The sequence below is a fragment of the Mycobacterium paraterrae genome, from assembly GCF_022430545.2.
Taxonomy (GTDB): Bacteria; Actinomycetota; Actinomycetes; order Mycobacteriales; family Mycobacteriaceae; genus Mycobacterium; species Mycobacterium paraterrae.
In genome coordinates, this window is sequence record NZ_CP092488.2 from 3,347,409 (window position 1) to 3,365,485 (window position 18,077).

16 protein-coding genes are annotated in these 18,077 nt (G+C 66.3%); 11 read left to right on the forward strand and 5 right to left on the reverse strand.

Features of this window, described 5'->3' with window-relative positions; genetic code table 11:
- The first annotated feature begins 31 nt into the window (after positions 1-31).
- The 3 genes from MKK62_RS16140 to secA all read left to right on the forward strand — a co-directional run bounded on the left by MKK62_RS16140 (position 32) and on the right by secA (position 4,525).
- The gene (locus MKK62_RS16140; protein WP_240258901.1) at positions 32-670 is read left to right on the forward strand and encodes a ComF family protein; all 639 of its coding nucleotides are present in this window, start codon (positions 32-34) and stop codon (positions 668-670) included.
- 279 nt (positions 671-949) lie between these two features.
- Complete coding sequence (gene hpf, locus MKK62_RS16145; protein WP_240258899.1) at positions 950-1,624, forward strand: ribosome hibernation-promoting factor, HPF/YfiA family; 675 nt, start codon at positions 950-952, stop codon at positions 1,622-1,624.
- A gap of 99 nt (positions 1,625-1,723) precedes the next feature.
- Entirely contained in the window at positions 1,724-4,525 is a 2,802-nt protein-coding gene (gene secA, locus MKK62_RS16150) for a preprotein translocase subunit SecA (protein WP_240258877.1), read from the forward strand.
- A gap of 30 nt (positions 4,526-4,555) precedes the next feature.
- Here the strand turns inward: secA and MKK62_RS16155 are convergent, their stop codons facing one another.
- Positions 4,556-5,071, reverse strand: a complete 516-nt coding sequence (locus MKK62_RS16155) for an Rv3235 family protein (RefSeq protein ID WP_240258869.1) — start codon at positions 5,069-5,071, stop codon at positions 4,556-4,558.
- A gap of 224 nt (positions 5,072-5,295) precedes the next feature.
- Between MKK62_RS16155 and MKK62_RS16160 the strand changes: the two genes are divergently transcribed.
- The 6 genes from MKK62_RS16160 (at position 5,296) to MKK62_RS16185 (ending at position 11,412) form a co-directional block, all read left to right on the forward strand.
- Entirely contained in the window at positions 5,296-6,696 is a 1,401-nt protein-coding gene (locus tag MKK62_RS16160; protein ID WP_240258866.1) for a WS/DGAT/MGAT family O-acyltransferase, read from the forward strand.
- Between the two features lie 51 nt (positions 6,697-6,747).
- Positions 6,748-7,635: a polyphosphate kinase 2 gene (gene ppk2 / locus MKK62_RS16165; RefSeq protein WP_240264118.1), complete on the forward strand. Its 888-nt coding sequence runs from the start codon at positions 6,748-6,750 to the stop codon at positions 7,633-7,635.
- Between the two features lie 7 nt (positions 7,636-7,642).
- Positions 7,643-8,158 carry a DUF6912 family protein gene (locus MKK62_RS16170; protein ID WP_240264117.1) on the forward strand — a complete coding sequence of 172 codons (516 nt, stop codon included), beginning with the start codon at positions 7,643-7,645 and terminating at the stop codon, positions 8,156-8,158.
- Between the two features lie 82 nt (positions 8,159-8,240).
- Entirely contained in the window at positions 8,241-9,392 is a 1,152-nt protein-coding gene (locus tag MKK62_RS16175; protein WP_240264116.1) for a ferredoxin reductase, read from the forward strand.
- Positions 9,393-9,475: 83 nt separating this feature from the next.
- On the forward strand, positions 9,476-10,765 hold the full coding sequence (locus MKK62_RS16180; RefSeq protein WP_240258864.1) for a fatty acid desaturase family protein: 1,290 nt from the start codon (positions 9,476-9,478) through the stop codon (positions 10,763-10,765).
- Between the two features lie 122 nt (positions 10,766-10,887).
- The gene (locus MKK62_RS16185; protein WP_240258862.1) at positions 10,888-11,412 is read left to right on the forward strand and encodes a hypothetical protein; all 525 of its coding nucleotides are present in this window, start codon (positions 10,888-10,890) and stop codon (positions 11,410-11,412) included.
- A 92-nt stretch (positions 11,413-11,504) separates the two neighbouring features.
- On the opposite strand, the gene MKK62_RS16190 is transcribed toward MKK62_RS16185, so the two are convergent.
- Entirely contained in the window at positions 11,505-12,524 is a 1,020-nt protein-coding gene (locus MKK62_RS16190) for an LLM class flavin-dependent oxidoreductase (RefSeq protein WP_240258860.1), read from the reverse strand.
- Between the two features lie 14 nt (positions 12,525-12,538).
- Positions 12,539-13,609, reverse strand: a complete 1,071-nt coding sequence (locus MKK62_RS16195; RefSeq protein WP_240258159.1) for an IS110 family RNA-guided transposase — start codon at positions 13,607-13,609, stop codon at positions 12,539-12,541.
- 212 nt (positions 13,610-13,821) lie between these two features.
- On the opposite strand from MKK62_RS16195, the gene MKK62_RS16200 reads away from it, so the two are divergent.
- Complete coding sequence (locus MKK62_RS16200; protein ID WP_434084953.1) at positions 13,822-14,334, forward strand: SRPBCC family protein; 513 nt, start codon at positions 13,822-13,824, stop codon at positions 14,332-14,334.
- A gap of 1 nt (position 14,335) precedes the next feature.
- Here MKK62_RS16200 and rsgA read toward each other — a convergent pair whose 3' ends face one another.
- Positions 14,336-15,316 carry a ribosome small subunit-dependent GTPase A gene (rsgA, locus tag MKK62_RS16205; RefSeq protein WP_240264114.1) on the reverse strand — a complete coding sequence of 327 codons (981 nt, stop codon included), beginning with the start codon at positions 15,314-15,316 and terminating at the stop codon, positions 14,336-14,338.
- On the reverse strand, positions 15,313-16,593 hold the full coding sequence (gene aroA, locus MKK62_RS16210) for a 3-phosphoshikimate 1-carboxyvinyltransferase (protein ID WP_240258858.1): 1,281 nt from the start codon (positions 16,591-16,593) through the stop codon (positions 15,313-15,315). The genes rsgA and aroA overlap by 4 nt, the downstream gene beginning before the upstream one ends.
- A 123-nt stretch (positions 16,594-16,716) precedes the next feature.
- On the opposite strand from aroA, the gene MKK62_RS16215 reads away from it, so the two are divergent.
- A complete protein-coding gene (locus MKK62_RS16215; RefSeq protein WP_240258856.1) occupies positions 16,717-18,072 on the forward strand; it encodes an HNH endonuclease signature motif containing protein in 1,356 nt (451 codons plus the stop codon).
- The last annotated feature ends 5 nt before the right edge of the window (positions 18,073-18,077 follow it).

Consider the following 18,077-nt stretch of genomic DNA (forward strand, 5'->3'; position numbering starts at 1 on the left):
AGCTGTCGGTGCTTCGCGGCACACTGGCGGCGTGCTGGATCTGGTTCTGCCGCTCGAGTGCGGCGGTTGCGGCGCGTCGTCGACTCGATGGTGTGTGGTCTGCGCCGACGAACTCGCGTTGGGCGCCGACGCTCCGCGCGTCGTCACGCCGCGCATCGACCCGCAGGTGCCGGTGTTCGCGCTCGGGCGGTATGCGGGGGCGCGGCGGCGGGCGATCGTCGGAGTGAAGGACCGCGGCCGCGCGGACCTGCTGCGACCGCTGTCGCTGTCGCTGGCCGAGGGTCTGCACCGGCTGCTGCAATGGGGCCTGCTCGATGTCCCGCTGACCGTCGTCGCGGCCCCGACACGCGGCTGGTCGGCCCGTCGGCGCGGGGGAGACCCGGTCACCCGCATCGCGACAATGGCGAGCGCCGGTCACCCGGACATCACTGTGGTCCGCGCGCTGCGGATGAAGCCGTGGGCGCGCGACTCGGCGGGCCTGAGCAGCACGGCGCGCGAGCGCAACATCGCCGGCCGCGTGCTGCTGACGAGACGACGGCTGCCGCCCGAAGGCGAGCTGCTGCTGGTCGATGACGTCATCACCACCGGGGCGACCGCGCGTGAGTCGGTCCGGGTGTTGCAGGCGGCCGGCGCACGGGTGTCGGCTGTGCTGGCGCTGGCTGCGGCGTGATCGTTTATGAAGAACTCGCAACAGGTCGCGCCAAACGGTGGCACTCCCGCCCATGGACGGTCTACCGTCGATCGCAAGCACCAACAACGCCTGAACGCAGAGCATCTGATTCCTGCAAGGCGCCACCGTTCGACCGGTAGGGGGTGAGTTCTCGACACCTTGCATCGGCGGGCGGCCAATCCAGTTCTGACACCCCGTCGGCGCGTTTGTCCATGGCCCCGCGCGTGAAAAGCGTGCAACGCGAGAGAAGGCGAGTTGTCAAGTATGTCAAGGCAAATCATGGATTCCGGACAGCTGCTGGCTGAACCTCCGGCCGACATCGACGAGCACGAACCGACCCCGCACGCCGAGGTTGTCGTCAAGGGGCGCAACGTCGAGATCCCTGACCACTTTCGCATCTATGTCTCGCAAAAGCTCGCTCGGTTGGAGAGATTCGACCGAACCATCTACCTGTTCGACGTCGAACTCGACCACGAACGCAATCGCCGTCAGCGCAAGTCCTGCCAACACGTCGAGATCACCGCTCGCGGTCGGGGCCCGGTCGTTCGCGGCGAAGCCTGTGCCGACAGCTTCTACGCCGCGCTCGAGGCCGCGGTCGCCAAGCTCGAGGGTCGACTCCGCAAGGTCAAGGATCGTCGCAAGGTCCACTACGGCGACAAGACGCCGGTGTCGCTGGCAGCCGCCACCGCTGTGCTCCCCGAGCCCGAGCCTGTCGCAGACGACATCGACATCCCACATTTCGGCGACCCGGAGGGCGCCAACGGCCATCACCAACCCGGCCGCGTCGTGCGCACCAAGGAGCACGAGGCCAGGCCGATGTCGGTCGACGACGCGCTCTACGAGATGGAACTCGTCGGCCACGACTTCTTCCTGTTCTACGACAGCCAGACCGAGCGGCCGTCGGTGGTCTACCGGCGGCACGCCTATGACTACGGTCTGATTCGGCTGGCCTGACGCCGGCGGCCCACGTCGACTTGTCGCGCGATCCCGCGCCAAACCGCGCGTCAAGTCGACGTTCGGCTGCCGAAGCAGCCCGTCACCTAGGATGGTGACGTGCTTTCTAGACTGCTGCGCGTTGGCGAAGGTCGCATGGTCAAGCGCCTCAAGCGGGTGGCCGAATACGTCAACACCCTGTCCGACGAGACCGAGAAGCTGACCGACGACGAACTGCGTGCCAAAACGGCCGAGTTCAAGAAGCGCTACGCCGACGGCGAGAGCCTCGACGACCTGCTTCCCGAGGCGTTCGCGGTGGCCCGCGAGGCCGCCTGGCGGGTGCTCGACCAGCGGCACTTCGACGTGCAGGTGATGGGTGGTGCCGCGCTGCATTTCGGCAATGTCGCAGAGATGAAGACCGGTGAGGGCAAGACCCTCACGTCGGTGCTGCCGGCCTACCTCAACGCCCTTGCCGGTAATGGCGTCCACATCGTCACGGTCAACGACTATCTCGCCAAACGTGACAGCGAGTGGATGGGCCGGGTGCACCGCTTCCTGGGCCTGGACGTCGGGGTGATCCTGGCCCACATGACGCCCGACGAGCGCCGCATCGCCTACGGCGCCGACATCACCTACGGCACCAACAACGAGTTCGGGTTCGACTACCTGCGCGACAACATGGCCCACTCCTTGGACGACTGCGTCCAGCGTGGCCACAACTTCGCCATCGTCGACGAGGTCGACTCGATCCTGATCGACGAGGCCCGTACACCGCTGATCATCTCCGGCCCCGCCGACGGCGCCTCGAACTGGTACACCGAATTCGCGCGGTTGGCTCCGCTGATGGAGAAGGACGTCCACTACGAGGTCGACATCCGGAAGCGGACCATCGGTGTGCACGAGCTCGGCGTGGAGTTCGTCGAGGACCAGCTCGGCATCGACAACCTGTACGAAGCCGCCAATTCGCCGCTGGTCAGCTACCTCAACAACGCGCTGAAGGCCAAGGAACTCTTCGCCCGCGACAAGGACTACATCGTGCGCGACGGCGAGGTGATCATCGTCGACGAGTTCACCGGCCGAACCTTGGTGGGGCGCCGTTACAACGAAGGCATGCACCAGGCCATCGAGGCCAAGGAGCGCGTCGAGATCAAGGCCGAGAACCAAACTCTGGCCACCATCACGCTGCAGAACTACTTCCGGCTCTACGACAAGCTGTCCGGCATGACCGGTACCGCCGAGACCGAGGCGGCCGAACTGCACGAGATCTACAAGCTGGGCGTGGTGCCGATCCCGACCAACAAAGAAATGATCCGCGTCGACCAGACCGACCTAATCTACAAGACGGAGGAAGCCAAATACATCGCCGTCGTCGACGACGTCAGCGAGCGCTACGAAAAGGGCCAGCCGGTGCTGATCGGTACCACCAGCGTGGAGCGCTCGGAATACCTGTCGCGCCAATTCCAGAAGCGGCGCATCCCGCACAACGTCCTCAACGCGAAGTATCACGAGCAGGAGGCCGGCATCATCGCCGAGGCCGGACGCCGGGGCGCGATCACGGTCGCCACCAACATGGCCGGCCGTGGTACCGACATCGTGCTGGGCGGCAACGTCGACTTCCTCACCGACCTGCGGCTGCGAGCCCGGGGACTGGACCCTGTCGAGACGCCCGAGGAGTACGAGGCGGCCTGGCATGACGAGTTACCCGTCGTGAAGGCCGAGGCCGCCGCCGAGGCCAAGGAGGTCACCGAGGCCGGTGGGCTCTATGTGCTCGGCACCGAGCGGCACGAATCCCGCCGGATCGACAACCAGCTGCGCGGCCGTTCCGGCCGCCAGGGCGACCCGGGCGAATCGCGCTTCTATCTGTCACTGGGTGACGAGTTGATGCGTCGTTTCAACGGCGCGGCGCTGGAATCGCTGCTGACCAGGTTGAACCTGCCTGACGACGTGCCGATCGAGGCCAAGATGGTGACCCGGGCGATCAAGAGCGCCCAGACCCAGGTCGAGCAGCAGAACTTCGAGGTCCGCAAGAACGTCCTCAAGTACGACGAAGTGATGAACCAGCAGCGCATGGTCATCTACGCCGAACGCCGTCGCATTCTGGAAGGCGAGAATCTGCAGCAGCAGGCCCACGACATGCTCGTCGACGTGATCACCGCTTACGTCGACGGCGCCACCGCCGAGGGCTACGCCGAGGACTGGGACCTGGAGAAACTCTGGGAGGCCCTGAAGACGCTGTATCCGGTGGGCATCGCGCACGAGACGCTGATCGACGGCGACGAGGTCGGTGAGCCCGGCGAGCTGACTCGCGAGGAGCTGCTCGACGCGCTGGTCGCCGACGCCGAGCGGGCTTACGCCAGGCGCGAAGCTGAGCTCGAAGAACTGGCCGGCGAGGGCGCGATGCGCCAACTGGAACGCAACGTGCTGCTCAACGTCATCGACCGTAAGTGGCGCGAACACCTCTACGAGATGGACTACCTCAAAGAAGGCATCGGCCTGCGTGCGATGGCCCAGCGCGACCCGCTGGTCGAATACCAGCGTGAGGGCTTCGACATGTTCACCGGCATGCTGGACGGCCTGAAGGAAGAGTCGGTCGGCTTCCTGTTCAACGTCGCGGTCGAGGCGGCGCCGCCGGCGCAGCAGGTCGGACACGTCGCCGAGCCGGAGGGACTGGCCGAGTTCGCCACCGCGGCCGCGGCCAGGTCGCAGCAGCAGGGTGCCCGCGAGGCGGTTCCGGCGTTGCGCGCCAAGGGAATCGACAACGAAGCGCCGCCGCTGACCTACACCGGGCCCGCCGAGGACGGCTCGGCCCAGGTGCAGGGCAACGGCGGCAAATCTGCTGCCAGCGCCTCTGGCGGAACACGCCGCGAGCGCCGCGAGGCCGCCCGCCGTCAGGGCAGGCACTCCAAGCCCAAGCGGCGCTAGCCCAATTGGCGGGCTAGCCCAATTGCCGGGCTAGCCGATGTGTAGGGCGACCACCTGCCACCGTCCGGCGCCATCAGGAGTCGGCCGGGCCTCGAGGCGGCAGGCGATGGCATGCGTGCGGGCCCCACGGCTGTAACTGCCGAACACTTCGGCCGCGGTCGGGCCGGCTGGCTGCAGCCGCACCCGGCGCAACACCGCCACGCCATCGCGGCTGCAGGACAGTCGATTGGCCGAGAGCACCGAGTCGACCAGGCCGACCGCCAGCAGTCCGTTCAGCTGGGCGATGGGGCGGCGTCGGTCGATGACCTCCAACACCCGGCGCAGGGCGGCATCGGCGAATGTTGCCGCCTGGCGCATGGGCAGCGGCATCGCGGCTACCGGTGGAGGTCGCTGTGGGAGTCCCGGCGTGCGCCGTCGCACAGCGGTGGGCGCGGGACGGCACTGCCGGACGTCGCGAGCGGGCGGCTCGCAATCGACGACCCGGGTGATGGCGAACGGCTCCTCGTTCGAGGAACTCGAGTCCGCCGGGTCAGAATCGGTCAACATTGAACTCTCCCGCGAAAATTAAAGGGCCAAGCGTACTGGCCTGCTGGAGAGTGGCAGACGTTTTCCGTTGCGGCTTGCTCCGTTGCGATCGCCGCGTGGTGAGGATCATCGCATAACCCGAGCGTCCGCGTACCCGCCCTGTGAGCGGGCCCGACGGCCGGATAGCGTTTCCGGCATATTGGTTGCAGAACCAATTCCCAAGGGCCTGAGAAGAAAGAGGCGACGTGACCCGCTTGTCCGCTTCGGACGCCTCTTTCTACCAACTGGAAAATTCAGCGACTCCGCTGTATGTCGGCACGTTGTCGATTCTGCGTCAGCCGCGTGCCGGGCTCAGCTACGAGACCTTGCTGGCCACTGTCGAGCGACAGTTGCCGCAGGTGCCGCGGTACCGGCAAAAGGTTCGCGAAGTCACCATGCGGCTGGCCCGTCCGGTCTGGGTCGACGACCGTGACTTCGACATCACCTATCACGTTCGTCGCTCCGCGCTACCGTCACCGGGCAGCGACGAGCAGCTTCACGAGCTGATCGGCCGGCTGGCGGCCCGACCCCTGGACCGGTCGCGGCCGCTATGGGAGATGTACCTCGTCGAGGGCCTGGCCAAGAATCGGCTGGCGCTCTACACCAAGTCGCATCAGGCGCTGATCAACGGGATGGGCGCCGTCGAGATCAGCCATGTGATCGCCGACCGGACTCGCCGCCCGCCGCCGTTCGTCGAGGACATCTGGGTGCCCGGCCGGGAACCCGGCACTGTGCAACTGCTGCTCGGCGCGATCGGCGATTGGGCCACTCGGCCCCAGCAGCAGATGAAGGCGGTCTACAGCGGTTTGGTCGACCTGGCGACGAACTCGGGCCAAGTGCTCGACACCGGTCGGCGGATGGTCGACGTCGCCCGGACATTGGCCCGTGGTTCGGCACCGCGCAGCCCGCTGAACACCACAGTGTCGCGTAACCGCCGCTACACCGTCGCCTGCGGGCGACTCGACGACTACCGGGCCATCCGAACGCGCTACACCTGCGACGTCAACGATGTCGTGCTGGCCGTAATCGCCGGTGCGCTGCGCAACTGGCTGCTGTCCCGCGGCGAACCGCCGGCCCCGACCGCGACCGTGCGCGCGATGGCGCCCCTACCCGTCTACGAGGCCCTTGACTCGTCGAGCCGTGGACAGGCGATCAGCCAGGTTTCGCCGTTCCTGGTCGACCTGCCGGTGGGCGAGGGCAACGCGGTGGTGCGGTTGTCGCAGATCGCCCATGCGACCGAATCCAACCCGACCGCGGCCAGCCTGGTCGACGCGCGCACCATCGCGACGCTGTCGGGCTTTGCGCCACCGACGTTGCACGCCATGGGAATCCGAGTCGCAACGGGACTCGCGCCGCGGCTGTTCAACCTGTTGATCACCAATGCCCCGGGGGCCCAGTCGCAGATGTACGTGGCCGGCGCGAAGTTGCTCGAGAGCTATCCGGTGCCGCCGCTGCTGAACAACCAGGTGCTGGCCATCGGTGTGACTTCCTACAACGGCATGCTGTATTACGGCATCAACGCCGATCGAGACGCGATGAGTGACGTCGACATGCTGCCGGCGTTGCTGGGCGAGTCGCTCGATGAACTGCTGGAAGCGGCCCAGTAGCCGCGCCGCTTGCCGAGAAAGTTGCGGCCCACCGCTTTACGATTCACTAGCATGACCACGAGCGGCTCCCCAGCCAAAACGAAGCAAGCCAAAAAGTCTGGCGAAAAAGCGAAAAAGACCGCGCCGTCGAAAATCCCCGAGGACATCTACGAGGCCGAAATATTCCGTCTGCAAACGGAATTCGTCAAGTTGCAAGAGTGGGTGAAGTTCTCCGGGGCACGAGTCGTCGTGATCTTCGAGGGCCGCGACGGGGCGGGTAAAGGCGGAACCATCAAGCGGATCACCGAATACCTCAACCCGCGCGTCGTACGAATCGCAGCGTTGCCCGCCCCGACCGATCGCGAACGCGGACAGTGGTATTACCAGCGTTACATCGCGCAGTTACCCGCCAAGGGTGAGATCGTTCTGTTCGACCGATCCTGGTACAACCGCGCGGGCGTCGAGAAAGTGATGGGATTCTGCACGCCGCAAGAGCATGCGTTGTTTTTGCGGCAGACCCCGATTTTCGAGCAGATGTTGATCGAAGAGGGCATCTTGCTCCGCAAGTACTGGTTTTCGGTCTCCGATGACGAGCAGCTGCGCCGATTCAAAGGACGGCTGAATGATCCTGTGCGGCAATGGAAATTGAGCCCGATGGACGTGGAGTCGCTGAATCGCTGGGAGGACTATTCCCGGGCCAAGGACGAGATGATGGTGCATACCGACACGCCCGGCAGCCCGTGGTTCGTTGTCGAGTCGGACATCAAGAAACACGCCCGGCTGAATATGATGGCGCATTTGCTGTCGACCATCGACTACCAGGAAGTGGAACGGCCCAAGGTCAGTCTGCCGTCGCGCCGCGAGATCAGCGGTAATTATCAGCGGCCGCCGCGCGAGTTGTCGACCTACGTGACCGATCATGTGGCAACGTTGATGCCCCCCAAGGAGAAAGCTGGGTAACCGCTCACTGATGCGCATCTACATCCCGGCCACGCTGGCAATGCTTCAGCAGCTCGTCGCCAACGGTTCGCTGCGTCCCGTCAGCGGTACTGCTTTCGCGGTGACACCCAAGCTGCGAGAGGCCTACGCCGAGGGCGACGACGACGAACTGGCCGAAGTAGCGATGCGTGAGGCGGCGTTGGCGTCGCTGCGGCTGCTGGCCGGCGCGGCGGACGCGGCCGACCCGGCGGAGGCTCTGCCGTTGCGACGCGCGGTGCTGGTGGCGGATGTCGGCGATGTCACATTGCGTCCCGACCTCGACGACGCGGTGGTCCGGATCGCCGACCCGGTGACCATCGACGACGTGGTTGCGGCGTTCGTCGACAATCCCGCGGCGGAAGAGCAGGTCAAAGCGGCGATCGAGGTGGTGGACGCCGCCGATCTGGGTGACGAGGACGCCGAGCTCACAGTCGGGGACGCCCAAGACCACGACCTGGCCTGGTATGCGGTCCAGGAGCTGCCGTTCCTGCTCGAATTGCTCTGACTGCCGCCCACCGCTCTAGCTACGGCACCGTAGGTTACGGTACCGTAGGTTCTGTCCCGTGCCAGAGCAGGAAGTTTCCGGAATGGACAGAAAAGTGTCACGAGCTGTCGCCGACGTGGTGGAAACCCAGCCGATTACGCTGGCCGGAGTGGAGACTCACCCCGGCTGGCACGCGCTGCGCAAACTCGCCCGACGCATCACGACGCCGCTGCTGCCGGACGACTACACCCGACTCGCCAACCCGCTGTGGTCGGCGCGCGAGTTGCGTGGGCGCATCGTGGAGGTCCGCCGCGAGACGAACGACTCCGCCACCCTGGTGATCAAGCCGGGCTGGGGCTTCACCTTCGACTACGAGCCCGGCCAGTACATCGGCATTGGTCTGCTGCTGGACGGTCGTTGGCGCTGGCGCTCGTACTCGCTGACATCCAGCCCGGTGACGACGGACGCGCACCGCAGCACCCGAACGGTGACGATCACGGTCAAGGCGATGCCCGAGGGATTTTTGTCGACGCATCTGGTCGACGGCGTGCAGCCCGGCACCATCGTCCGGTTGGCCGCGCCTCAGGGGAACTTCGTGCTGCCCGACCCGGCTCCGCCGGCCGTGCTGTTCCTGACGGCCGGCTCCGGCGTCACCCCGGTGATGTCGATGCTGCGCACGCTGGTGCGCCGCGATCAGATCACCGATGTGGTCCACCTGCATTCGGCGCCCACCGCCGACGATGTGATGTTCGGCGCGGAGCTCGCGCAACTGGCGGTCGATCAGCCCGGTTACCGCCTGCAACTGCGCGCGACGCGCAGTCAGGGCCGGCTGGATCTAGCACGACTGGACGACGAGGTGCCGGACTGGCGCAAGCGGCAGACCTGGGCCTGTGGGCCCGAGGCGATGCTGAACTCCGCCGAGCAGGTCTGGTCGGCGGCTGGGCTCAAAACCCGTCTGCACCTGGAGCGGTTCGCGGTGTCGAAAGCCGCACCGGCCGGGTCGGGCGGGACCGTCACCTTCGCCAAAAGCGGGAAGAGCGTCGCCGTCGACGGGGCGACGTCGCTGATGGATGCCGGTGAGCAGCAGGGCGTACAGATGCCCTTCGGTTGCCGGATGGGTATCTGCCAGTCCTGCGTGGTAACCCTGACCGAGGGTCACGTCCGCGATCTGCGCACGGGCCTGGAACGCGAGCCGGGGACACGCGTGCAGACCTGTGTTTCCGCCGCGTCCGGCAACTGTACTCTCGACGTTTAGGAGTTACCGACTAGTAACCTACGCTATCGTAGGTTACGATGGCGTAGGTCAGGAACTCATACCTGCAGGAAGGCAACAGCACGATGGCGATCACCGACCTCGATGTCTTTGCGCATCTGACGGACGCCGACATCGAAAACTTGGGCGTCGAACTCGACGCCATCCGCCGGGACATCGAAGACTCCCGCGGGGAGCGCGACGCGCGCTACATCCACCGCACCATCGCCGCGCAGCGTGCCCTCGAGGTCGCCGGCCGGTTGATGCTGGCGCTCGGCAAGCGCCGCTCCGCCTGGTGGGCGGGCACCGCGACGCTCGGGGTGGCCAAGATCATCGAGAACATGGAGATCGGCCACAACGTCATGCACGGCCAATGGGACTGGATGAACGACCCCGAGATCCACTCGTCGTCTTGGGAGTGGGACATGAGCGGGTCGTCCAAGCACTGGCGCTACACCCACAATTTCTTGCACCACAAGTACACCAACATCCTCGGCATGGACGACGACGTGGGCTATGGCCTGTTGCGGGTCACTCGTGACCAGCCGTGGAAGCGTTTCAACCTGCTCAACCTGTTCTACAACACCATGCTCGCGCTTGGCTTCGAGTGGGGCGTCGGTCTGCAGCACGTGGAGATCGGCAAGATCGTCATGGGCCGGATGGACAACGACCAGGCGACGGAGCGGGTCGACGAGTTCTTGGCCAAGGCCGGCGGCCAGGTGTTCAAGGACTACGTCGCCTTCCCGGCGCTGACGTCGATGTCGCCCTGGGCGTCGTTCAAGTCGACGCTGAAGGCCAACATCGTGGCCAACATCATCCGCAACGTGTGGGCCAACGCGATCATCTTTTGCGGCCACTTCCCGGACGGGGCTGAGAAGTTCACCAAGACCGACATGCTCGGCGAATCCAAGGGTCAGTGGTACCTGCGCCAGATGCTGGGCAGCGCCAATATCAACGCCGGCCCGGTGATGCGCTTCATGAGCGGTAGCTTGTCGCACCAGATCGAGCACCATCTCTTCCCGGACCTGCCGAGCAACCGGTACGAGGAGATCGCGGTGCGGGTGCGCCAGATCTGCGACAAATACGACTTGCCCTACACCACAGGACCTTTCCTTGTGCAGTACGGCAAGACGTGGCGCACGATCGCCAAGCTGTCGCTACCCGACAAGTACCTGCGTGACACCGCCGACAACGCTCCGGAGACTCGCAGCGAGTCGATGTTCGCCGAACTGGAACCCGGTTTCGCCGGCATCGACCCGTCGACCGGACGCCGCCGTGGTCTCAAAACCGCGATCGCGGCCGTGCGGGGCTGGCGTCGTGCTAAGCGGGCCACCGCTGAGGCGCAAACGCCGGGACGGGACGAGTTAGCCGCCTAGGGTGGGCAGCGACGATGCAGAGCGCGGAGCGCGATGAGGAGGAGCTGGCCTCGTAGGGTGGGCAGCGACGATGCAGAGCGCGGAGCGCGATGAGGAGGAGCTGGCCTCGTAGATTTAGCGCGGTGGATGTTGTCACCGCGCACCCGATCGTCGAGGCCGTACTGCAGCGGCATCGCGACGCTTTGGGCAACGAGTTCTCAGCGTATCGCAACCACGTTTACCGTGGCCTCACGTATCACCAGCTGCTGCTTGGTTTTTCGATTCCTGACGTCGCGGCACTAGCGTGGGCGGCCCACGACCTGGCCATCTGGACGGCGGGCACGTTCGACTACCTCAAGCCGTCGGCCGATCTAGCGGCGGCGTATGCCGACGAGTTCGGGATCGCCGACGTCAATCTGCTGCGCGCGCTGATCACCGAGCATCATCGGCTGCGACCCCTCAACGACGACCGCGTCACCGAGACGTTCCGGCAAGCCGACCTCGTCGACGTGAGCCACGGCGTGCTGCGACACGGCCTCGAGCGATCGGCTGTCCGGGCGGTGGTCAAAGCGTTGCCGTACAACGGCTTTCACGCTTTCCTGGCCAAGGGCCTGTCCGGCTACGCCGTGCGGCACCCGCTGCGCCCGCTCCCGATGATGCGCATCTAGTCTGCGCGAAATTGGGGGCACCTTCCGCTTGCGGGGGAAAGTTAAGGTCGCTAATCGTGCAGATTCACAGCCTTGGCTGCTGTTTCACGCCTTCACGCCGCGATCGCAACCAGCCGCTTGAGCGCCGCGAGTTGGTATTCGTGGTCGCCTTCGAGTTTGGCCAACAAAGTCGTGATGCCCGCCGCACGGTAGCGCGCGACGCGTTCGGCGATAATGTCTTCGTTTCCAATCAGATTCGTCAGGCGGCCGAGATCCAGCGGCACCGCCTGACGGGCCCCTTCGCGGTCGCCCGCTTGCCACAACTGTGCGACGGTGTTGACCTCGTCGGCATAACCGAGCCGGCTGAACGCATCGTTGTAGAAGTTCTGCCCGCCGACCCCCATCGCGCCGATCGTGAAGGCGTACCCATCCGCGTGCCGGCGCGTCGCGGCGTCGGCTGACGCCTGATCGTCGTGGAATTCCAGAGCTACGGGCGCCACCAGGTCGAGGTCGTCGAGCGTGCGGCCGGCCCGGTGCGCTCCGACGGTCAGCGGGCCGAGAAACACGTCGGCCGCCTCGGGGATGAACGCGTTGCCCAGCCACCCGTCGGCGACCTCACCGGTCAGCTCGAGATTCCGCGGGCCCATCGCCGCGATGTAGACCGGTACATGCTCGGGCCGCACCATCGGCTTGAGCGCCGACCCGCGACTGTCCGGCAGCGGCAACGGGTAGATCTCGCCCGCATGTTCGAGCCGCTCGCCGCGACTGATCAAACGGATGATCTCGATCGTCTCCCGGGTCGTCTGCACCGGCTTGCGGAACCGGACGCCGTGCCAACCCTCCATCACCCGCGGGCCCGACGTGCCGACACCGAGGATGAAGCGGCCGGCCGACAGCTCCTGAAGGCTCAGCGCTGACGTCGCCAGCAGTGCCGGAGTGCGCGAGCCCAGTTGCACGACAAAGGTTCCCAGCTGTATCGCCGACGTCTTGGCGGCCAGGTACGCCAGGCCGGTGAGCGCGTCGTAGCCCCATACCTCGGGTATCCACAGTGACGCGACACCGAGCTGCTCGGCTGCCAGTGCGAAGTCGACGGCGCCGGGCAGCCGAGGTTCGATCATTGCGCCGACCTTCATGGGTTTCTCCTATGTCAAGCCGCTGCCGGTTGGCAAGGCTGAGTTCGGTGTTGCTGGTCGGTGTGGAGGCGGCCGAAGACGACGCGGGCGAGGCGGCGTTTGAGGCAGCGCAGGGCTTCGGGATTGGAGTCGCCTGCGGCTAATCGATGACGGTAGTAGGTCTGTCCGAGGCCCTCGAGGCGGATTTGGGTGACGGCGATGCGGTGCAGGGCGGCATTGAGTTGTCGGTTGCCGGAGCGGGTCATGCGGACTCGACCGGCGGTGTTGCCCGACCACACTGGTACCGGGGCCACCCCGGCATGCCGTGCGAAGGCGGCCTCGCTTTTGAACCGGGTCACTCCTGCCGTCTCACCGACGAGCTTGGCCGCGGTCAACTCCCCGCACCCGGGCATCGCCAACAGTGTCGGGGCAATCGCGCGCACTCGCGCACCGATCCGCTTGGCCAGCGCGTCGATCGCTTCGGTCAGCCGGTCGATGTCGGCGAGCTCATCGCGGGCCAGCTCGGCGACTAGACCGGGAACGGTCGTCAACCAGGCGCCCAACAGCAGGCGATGTTTAGCGCGATCCAACGACCCAGGACGGGGGGCGCGCTCGGGATCAAGTTCATGAACTCGCCAGCGCAACCGGTTGATCGTTGCAGTCCGTTGTGCCACAAGAACTTCCCGGCGATCCACCAGCAGCTTCAGCTCGCGGGACACCTCATCATGGGACGCTACCGGCAGATCGGGTTCACGCAGGAATCCCCGCGCAACTGCGAGCGCATCGATCGGGTCAGACTTGCCCCGGGTCCGTGCCGACGCACGGGTTTGGGCCATTAACTTCGGTGGTACTCGCACCACCTTTTGGCCAGAACCCAGCAAGTCGCGTTCCAGGCGCGCTGACAAATGCCGGCAATCCTCGATTGCCCACACCACCTCGGCGCCAAAGCGTTCCCGGGCCCACATCACCGCCTCAGCATGCCCGGCAGTGACCGCTCTGACAGTCTTCTCGCCGAGCTTGCGCCCCACCTCGTCGACAGCAACAAAGGTATGGGTGTGCTTGTGAACATCGGCTCCAACAACAACCATAGGGGTTGCCTCCTTCACTGTGAGGTGACGGTTGGGCCGGTCGGCGGACAAACCTCAGTGGGGGCGGTGCCACGCTCCTATCAAGTCACGCCGGCCGGTCCTTCACACCCGGTGCCGGCAAAACGCATGAACGCCAACCGAAGGCGGCAGGCAGGCTATGAGCCAGACACCAGGTGATCAGGATCCAACCACCGCAACCTCCTGCGGCACCTCACCCTGACACTGATGGCATGCTAACCACCATGCGCTACCGCGATCTACCCACAGTCGAAGTGACTCAGCGCGTTCGGTGCGACGTGCCCACGGCGTGGGCTCTGTTGACCGACATCAACCTGCCGACGCGTTGCTCGTCGGAACTGCAGTGCGTCGATTGGCTCGACGGCGCGACCGGCGTCGAAGTGGGCGCACGTTTTCAAGGGCGCAGCAAGCACGAGGCGTTCGGTGAGTGGTCGACGGTGTGCGAAGTCGTCGAGGTCGAGGACGGCGGAGCTCAGCGTCGCTGGGTGTACGACGTGGTCGGACCCGACGGCCCTGGAGCGAGGTGGGGATTCGAGGTCGAACCGACCAGCGACGGCGTGCTGGTGAGGCAGTGGGGGAGGATGGGCCCCGGCCCGTCGGGGCTCACCCCGGCGATTGTCGCGATGCCGGACAAGGAGGCCAGGATCGTCGCCAACCGGCTGTCCGAATGGCGGCAGAACATGCAAGCCAACCTGGACTGGGTCCGGTCGCAGGCCGAGGCCTGAATCACGGCTCGCGTAGCGCGGTCAGCAAACGTCGGGCCGCGGCGACGCGGCGAACCGCCGGCCCGGTCAAGGTGTCCAGCGCGCATTCCGGGTCGGCCGGCGGGCCGAGATGCCCGCAACCGCGTGGACAGTCTTCGATGGCCTCGGCCAGGTCGGAGAATGCCAGCACGACATCGTCGGGCTTGATATGAGCCAGCCCGAACGAGCGGATTCCTGGGGTGTCGATCACCCAGCTGTCGCGGTCGAAGGGCAGCGCCACCGACTGCGTCGACGTGTGCCGCCCCCGGCCGATGTCGGTCACCTCGCCGACGGCGCGATCAGCCTGCGGCACAAGCCGATTCACCAGGGTCGACTTGCCCACTCCGGAATGACCCAGCAACACGGTGATGTTGCCGACCAGCAGGTGCGTTACCGCGTCCAGTGGGTCGTCGCGGCCGGCGGTGATCACGGTCAGGTCGAGGTCGGCGAACTGCTCGGCGAACGGTTCGGCGGGGGCGAGATCGGTCTTGGTCAGGCATAGGATCGGAGCCAACCCGCCCGCATAGGCGGCGATCAGCGTCCGGTCGACCAGTCCGGTGCGGGGCGGGGGATCGGCCAGCGCCACCACGATCAGCAGCTGATCGGCATTTGCGACCACCACCCGTTCGGTCGGGTCGGTGTCATCGGCGGTCCGCCGCAACACCGTTCGCCGTTCGCCGCGGCGGACGATGCGAGCCAACGTGTCGGTCCGGCCCGTCAGGTCACCGACGACGTCCACGTCGTCGCCGACGACGATCGGAGTGCGGCCGAGTTCGCGAGCCCGCATGGCCGTGACGCGCCGATCGGGATCGCCGTCGAGCACGCACCCCCAGCGGCCGCGGTCGACGCTGACCACCATCGCGGACTTCGCATCGGCGTGCTCGGGGCGGGTTTTGGTCCGCGGCCGGGACCCTTTCCCGGAGCGGATCTTGACGTCGGACTCGTCGTAGTCGTCCGGCTTCAAACGGTGGACTTCCCAACCATGTTCGCCCACATCGCCGGAAAGTTCGGCAGCGTCTTCGCGGTGGTCTCGATGTCGTCCACCTGCACGCCGTCGACGCGCAGACCGACGATCGCGCCGGCCGTCGCCATTCGGTGGTCGGCATACGACCGCCAGGTGCCGGCCCGCAGTGGTGTCGCGGTGATCTCCAGCCCGTCGGCGGTTTCACGGCAGTTCCCGCCGAGCCGGTTGAGCTCGGCGCTCAGCGCGGCGAGCCGGTCGGTTTCGTGGCCACGCAGATGCGCGATCCCTGACAGCCGCGACACGGACCCCGGCGCCGCCAGCGCGGCGAGCACCGCCACCGACGGGGTGAGCTCGCCGACGTCGCGCAGGTCGACGTCAAAGCCGTTGTAGGACTGCGGTCCCCGCACTTCCAGGTGCGTATCATCATGTTTCACAACGCAATTCAGCTGCGTAAGGATACTCAGGATGGCGTCGGCGGGCTGAATGCTCGCAGCCGGCCAGCCGGTGATGCGAACCGTACCCGCGCTGACGACGGCCGCGGCGATGAACGCGACGGCGTTCGACAGGTCCGGCTCGATGTGCCAGTGCAGCGCCGCGACCGGGCCAGGCCGCACCTGCCAGCTGTTGGGCGTTGCGTCGTCGACATCCACGCCGGCCTGACGCAGCATCGCTACCGTCATCGCGATGTGCGGCGCCGACGGCAGCGATGCGCCGACGTGGTGCACGGTCAGGCCGTCGGTGAACGACGGGCCCGCCAGCAGCAACCCGGACACGAACTGCGACGAGGCCGAGGCGTCGATGTCCACCGCCCCACCCGCGACCTTTCCCACCCCGCGAACCCGGAACGGCAGGCGGTCGCCGTCGATGTCGACGCCGAGTCCGCGCAGGCCGCCAAGCAGCGGTGCGATCGGCCGGACACGGGCCTGCTCGTCGCCGTCGAACGTCACTGTCGTCAGCCCGAGTGCCGCCAGCGGCGGGACGAACCGCAACACCGTGCCGGCCAGGCCGCAGTCGATGCGGGCGTCATCGGCGGGGGCAATCGTCCCGCTGACCTCGACGTGATCGGCCTCTCCGTCGACGTGTAGGCCCAGCGCCGTGAGCGCGCCGATCATCAGGTCGGTGTCGCGGCTGCGCAGCGCGCCGCTGATCTTCGAGACGCCGTTGGCCGCGGCTAGCGCCGCGAGCACCAGTGCCCGGTTGGTCTGCGATTTCGAGCCCGGCACCGTCACCGTCGCGTCGACCGGCCGGGGTGCGAAGGGGGCAGGCCAGGTGCTCACGTGCTCCATTCTTGCCTACTGCTGGTGGGCCGAGTTATCCACAGTTGAGCGTTCATCCACAGCGTCCCCTGCGCGCCTAAGTATCCCGACGGTTTTGTCGGGTTGCTTCTTAACGTCGGAGACATGAGTTCGTCGATCAGCGCCGAGCAGGCACGGGAGCAGATCCTGGCTGCCCTGGACGCTGTCGATGCCGCCCACCGCTTGGTGCGCGAAACCTCCTCGGTCATGGTGGGCAACGCTTTTCGCATTGACGTGGCTGAGCGGTTGGAAACCCAGGAGCGCACCAATCGCGGACTGATGTATCGATTCTTCGCCGAGATCGCCGACCCACCGGATGAAGCCGGCGCGGTTGCAGCGGCGCGATCAGCCCTATGGCAGCGACTGCGTATCACACCCGGCGAAATCACGCGGCGGTTCAAGCTTGCGGCTCGAATCCGGCCGCGTAGGTCATTGACCGGCGAGACGTTGCAGCCGGAGTTGCCAGAGCTCGCGGCTGCCGTCGAGAACGGCCTTATGGGCGAGGATCACATCCGGGCGGTGTGCCGAGCCGTCGATGTCTTGCCGGCGTGCGTTTCACCCGTCGACGTGCAAGCCGCCGAGCGCACGCTGGTCGAGCACGCGGCCGAGGTCGACGCGGGCATCGTGGTCAAACTCGGCCAGCGCATTGCCGACTATTTAAATCCCGACGGCCTGTTCAGCGACGAGGACCGCGCCCGACGACGTGGGCTACACCTGGGCAGGCAACAGCCCGACGGGATGTCGCGACTCTCGGGCTGGCTCGACCCGGAGGCACGCGCGTACTTCGAGGCGGTCGAGGCCGCGGTGCGGCCGGGCCGTCACCAGCCTGACGAGGACACCGAACAACGCGATACCCGCACCCCCGCCCAACGCTGCCACGACGCGCTCAAACTCGGACTCAAGACCGCGATCGCATCGGGCGGTCTGGGGGTACACCGCGGCCATCCGGTCACGGTGGTCGTCGCCACCACGCTTGCCGAACTCACCAACGCCGCGGGCGCTGCACCCGCCCGTACCGGTGGTGGATCGAGGCTGCCGATGCGAGACCTGATCCGCATGGCAGCCGACGCAATCCATTACCTCGCGGTGTTCGACGACCACACCGAACGTCCTCTGTACCTGGGCCGCCAGAAACGCATCGCGACCCACGATCAACGGCTGATCTGCTATGCCCGCGACCGCGGCTGTACACGCCCGAACTGTCTTGAGCCGGGATATCGCTGCGAGGTTCATCATCGCGACGAGTGGGCGCGCGGGGGTCAGACCGACGCGGACAAGCTTCACTTTCTGTGCGGGTCGGATCACGGCATGGTCAGCCGGGGCGAAGCACACACCGTTGTCATGGAAAACGGACGCCTGGGATGGACCGATGGCACCGGCCCACCGGAAATCAACCACGCCCATCACCCAGACGAAATGCTGCGCGGAGATCCAGACCCACCCGATCCGCTGGCACCATGAGAGGC

Bases quoted from the DNA above. Each gene is read 5' to 3' on its own strand.
- hpf (WP_240258899.1), top strand. From the start codon at position 950: ATGGATTCCGGACAGCTGCTGGCTGAACCTCCGGCCGACATCGACGAG.
- MKK62_RS16155 (WP_240258869.1), bottom strand. From the start codon at position 5,071: ATGTTGACCGATTCTGACCCGGCGGACTCGAGTTCCTCGAACGAGGAG.
- ppk2 (WP_240264118.1), top strand. From the start codon at position 6,748: ATGACCACGAGCGGCTCCCCAGCCAAAACGAAGCAAGCCAAAAAGTCT.
- MKK62_RS16175 (WP_240264116.1), top strand. From the start codon at position 8,241: ATGGACAGAAAAGTGTCACGAGCTGTCGCCGACGTGGTGGAAACCCAG.
- MKK62_RS16180 (WP_240258864.1), top strand. From the start codon at position 9,476: ATGGCGATCACCGACCTCGATGTCTTTGCGCATCTGACGGACGCCGAC.
- MKK62_RS16190 (WP_240258860.1), bottom strand. From the start codon at position 12,524: ATGAAGGTCGGCGCAATGATCGAACCTCGGCTGCCCGGCGCCGTCGAC.
- MKK62_RS16200 (WP_434084953.1), top strand. From the start codon at position 13,822: ATGCTAACCACCATGCGCTACCGCGATCTACCCACAGTCGAAGTGACT.
- MKK62_RS16215 (WP_240258856.1), top strand. From the start codon at position 16,717: ATGAGTTCGTCGATCAGCGCCGAGCAGGCACGGGAGCAGATCCTGGCT.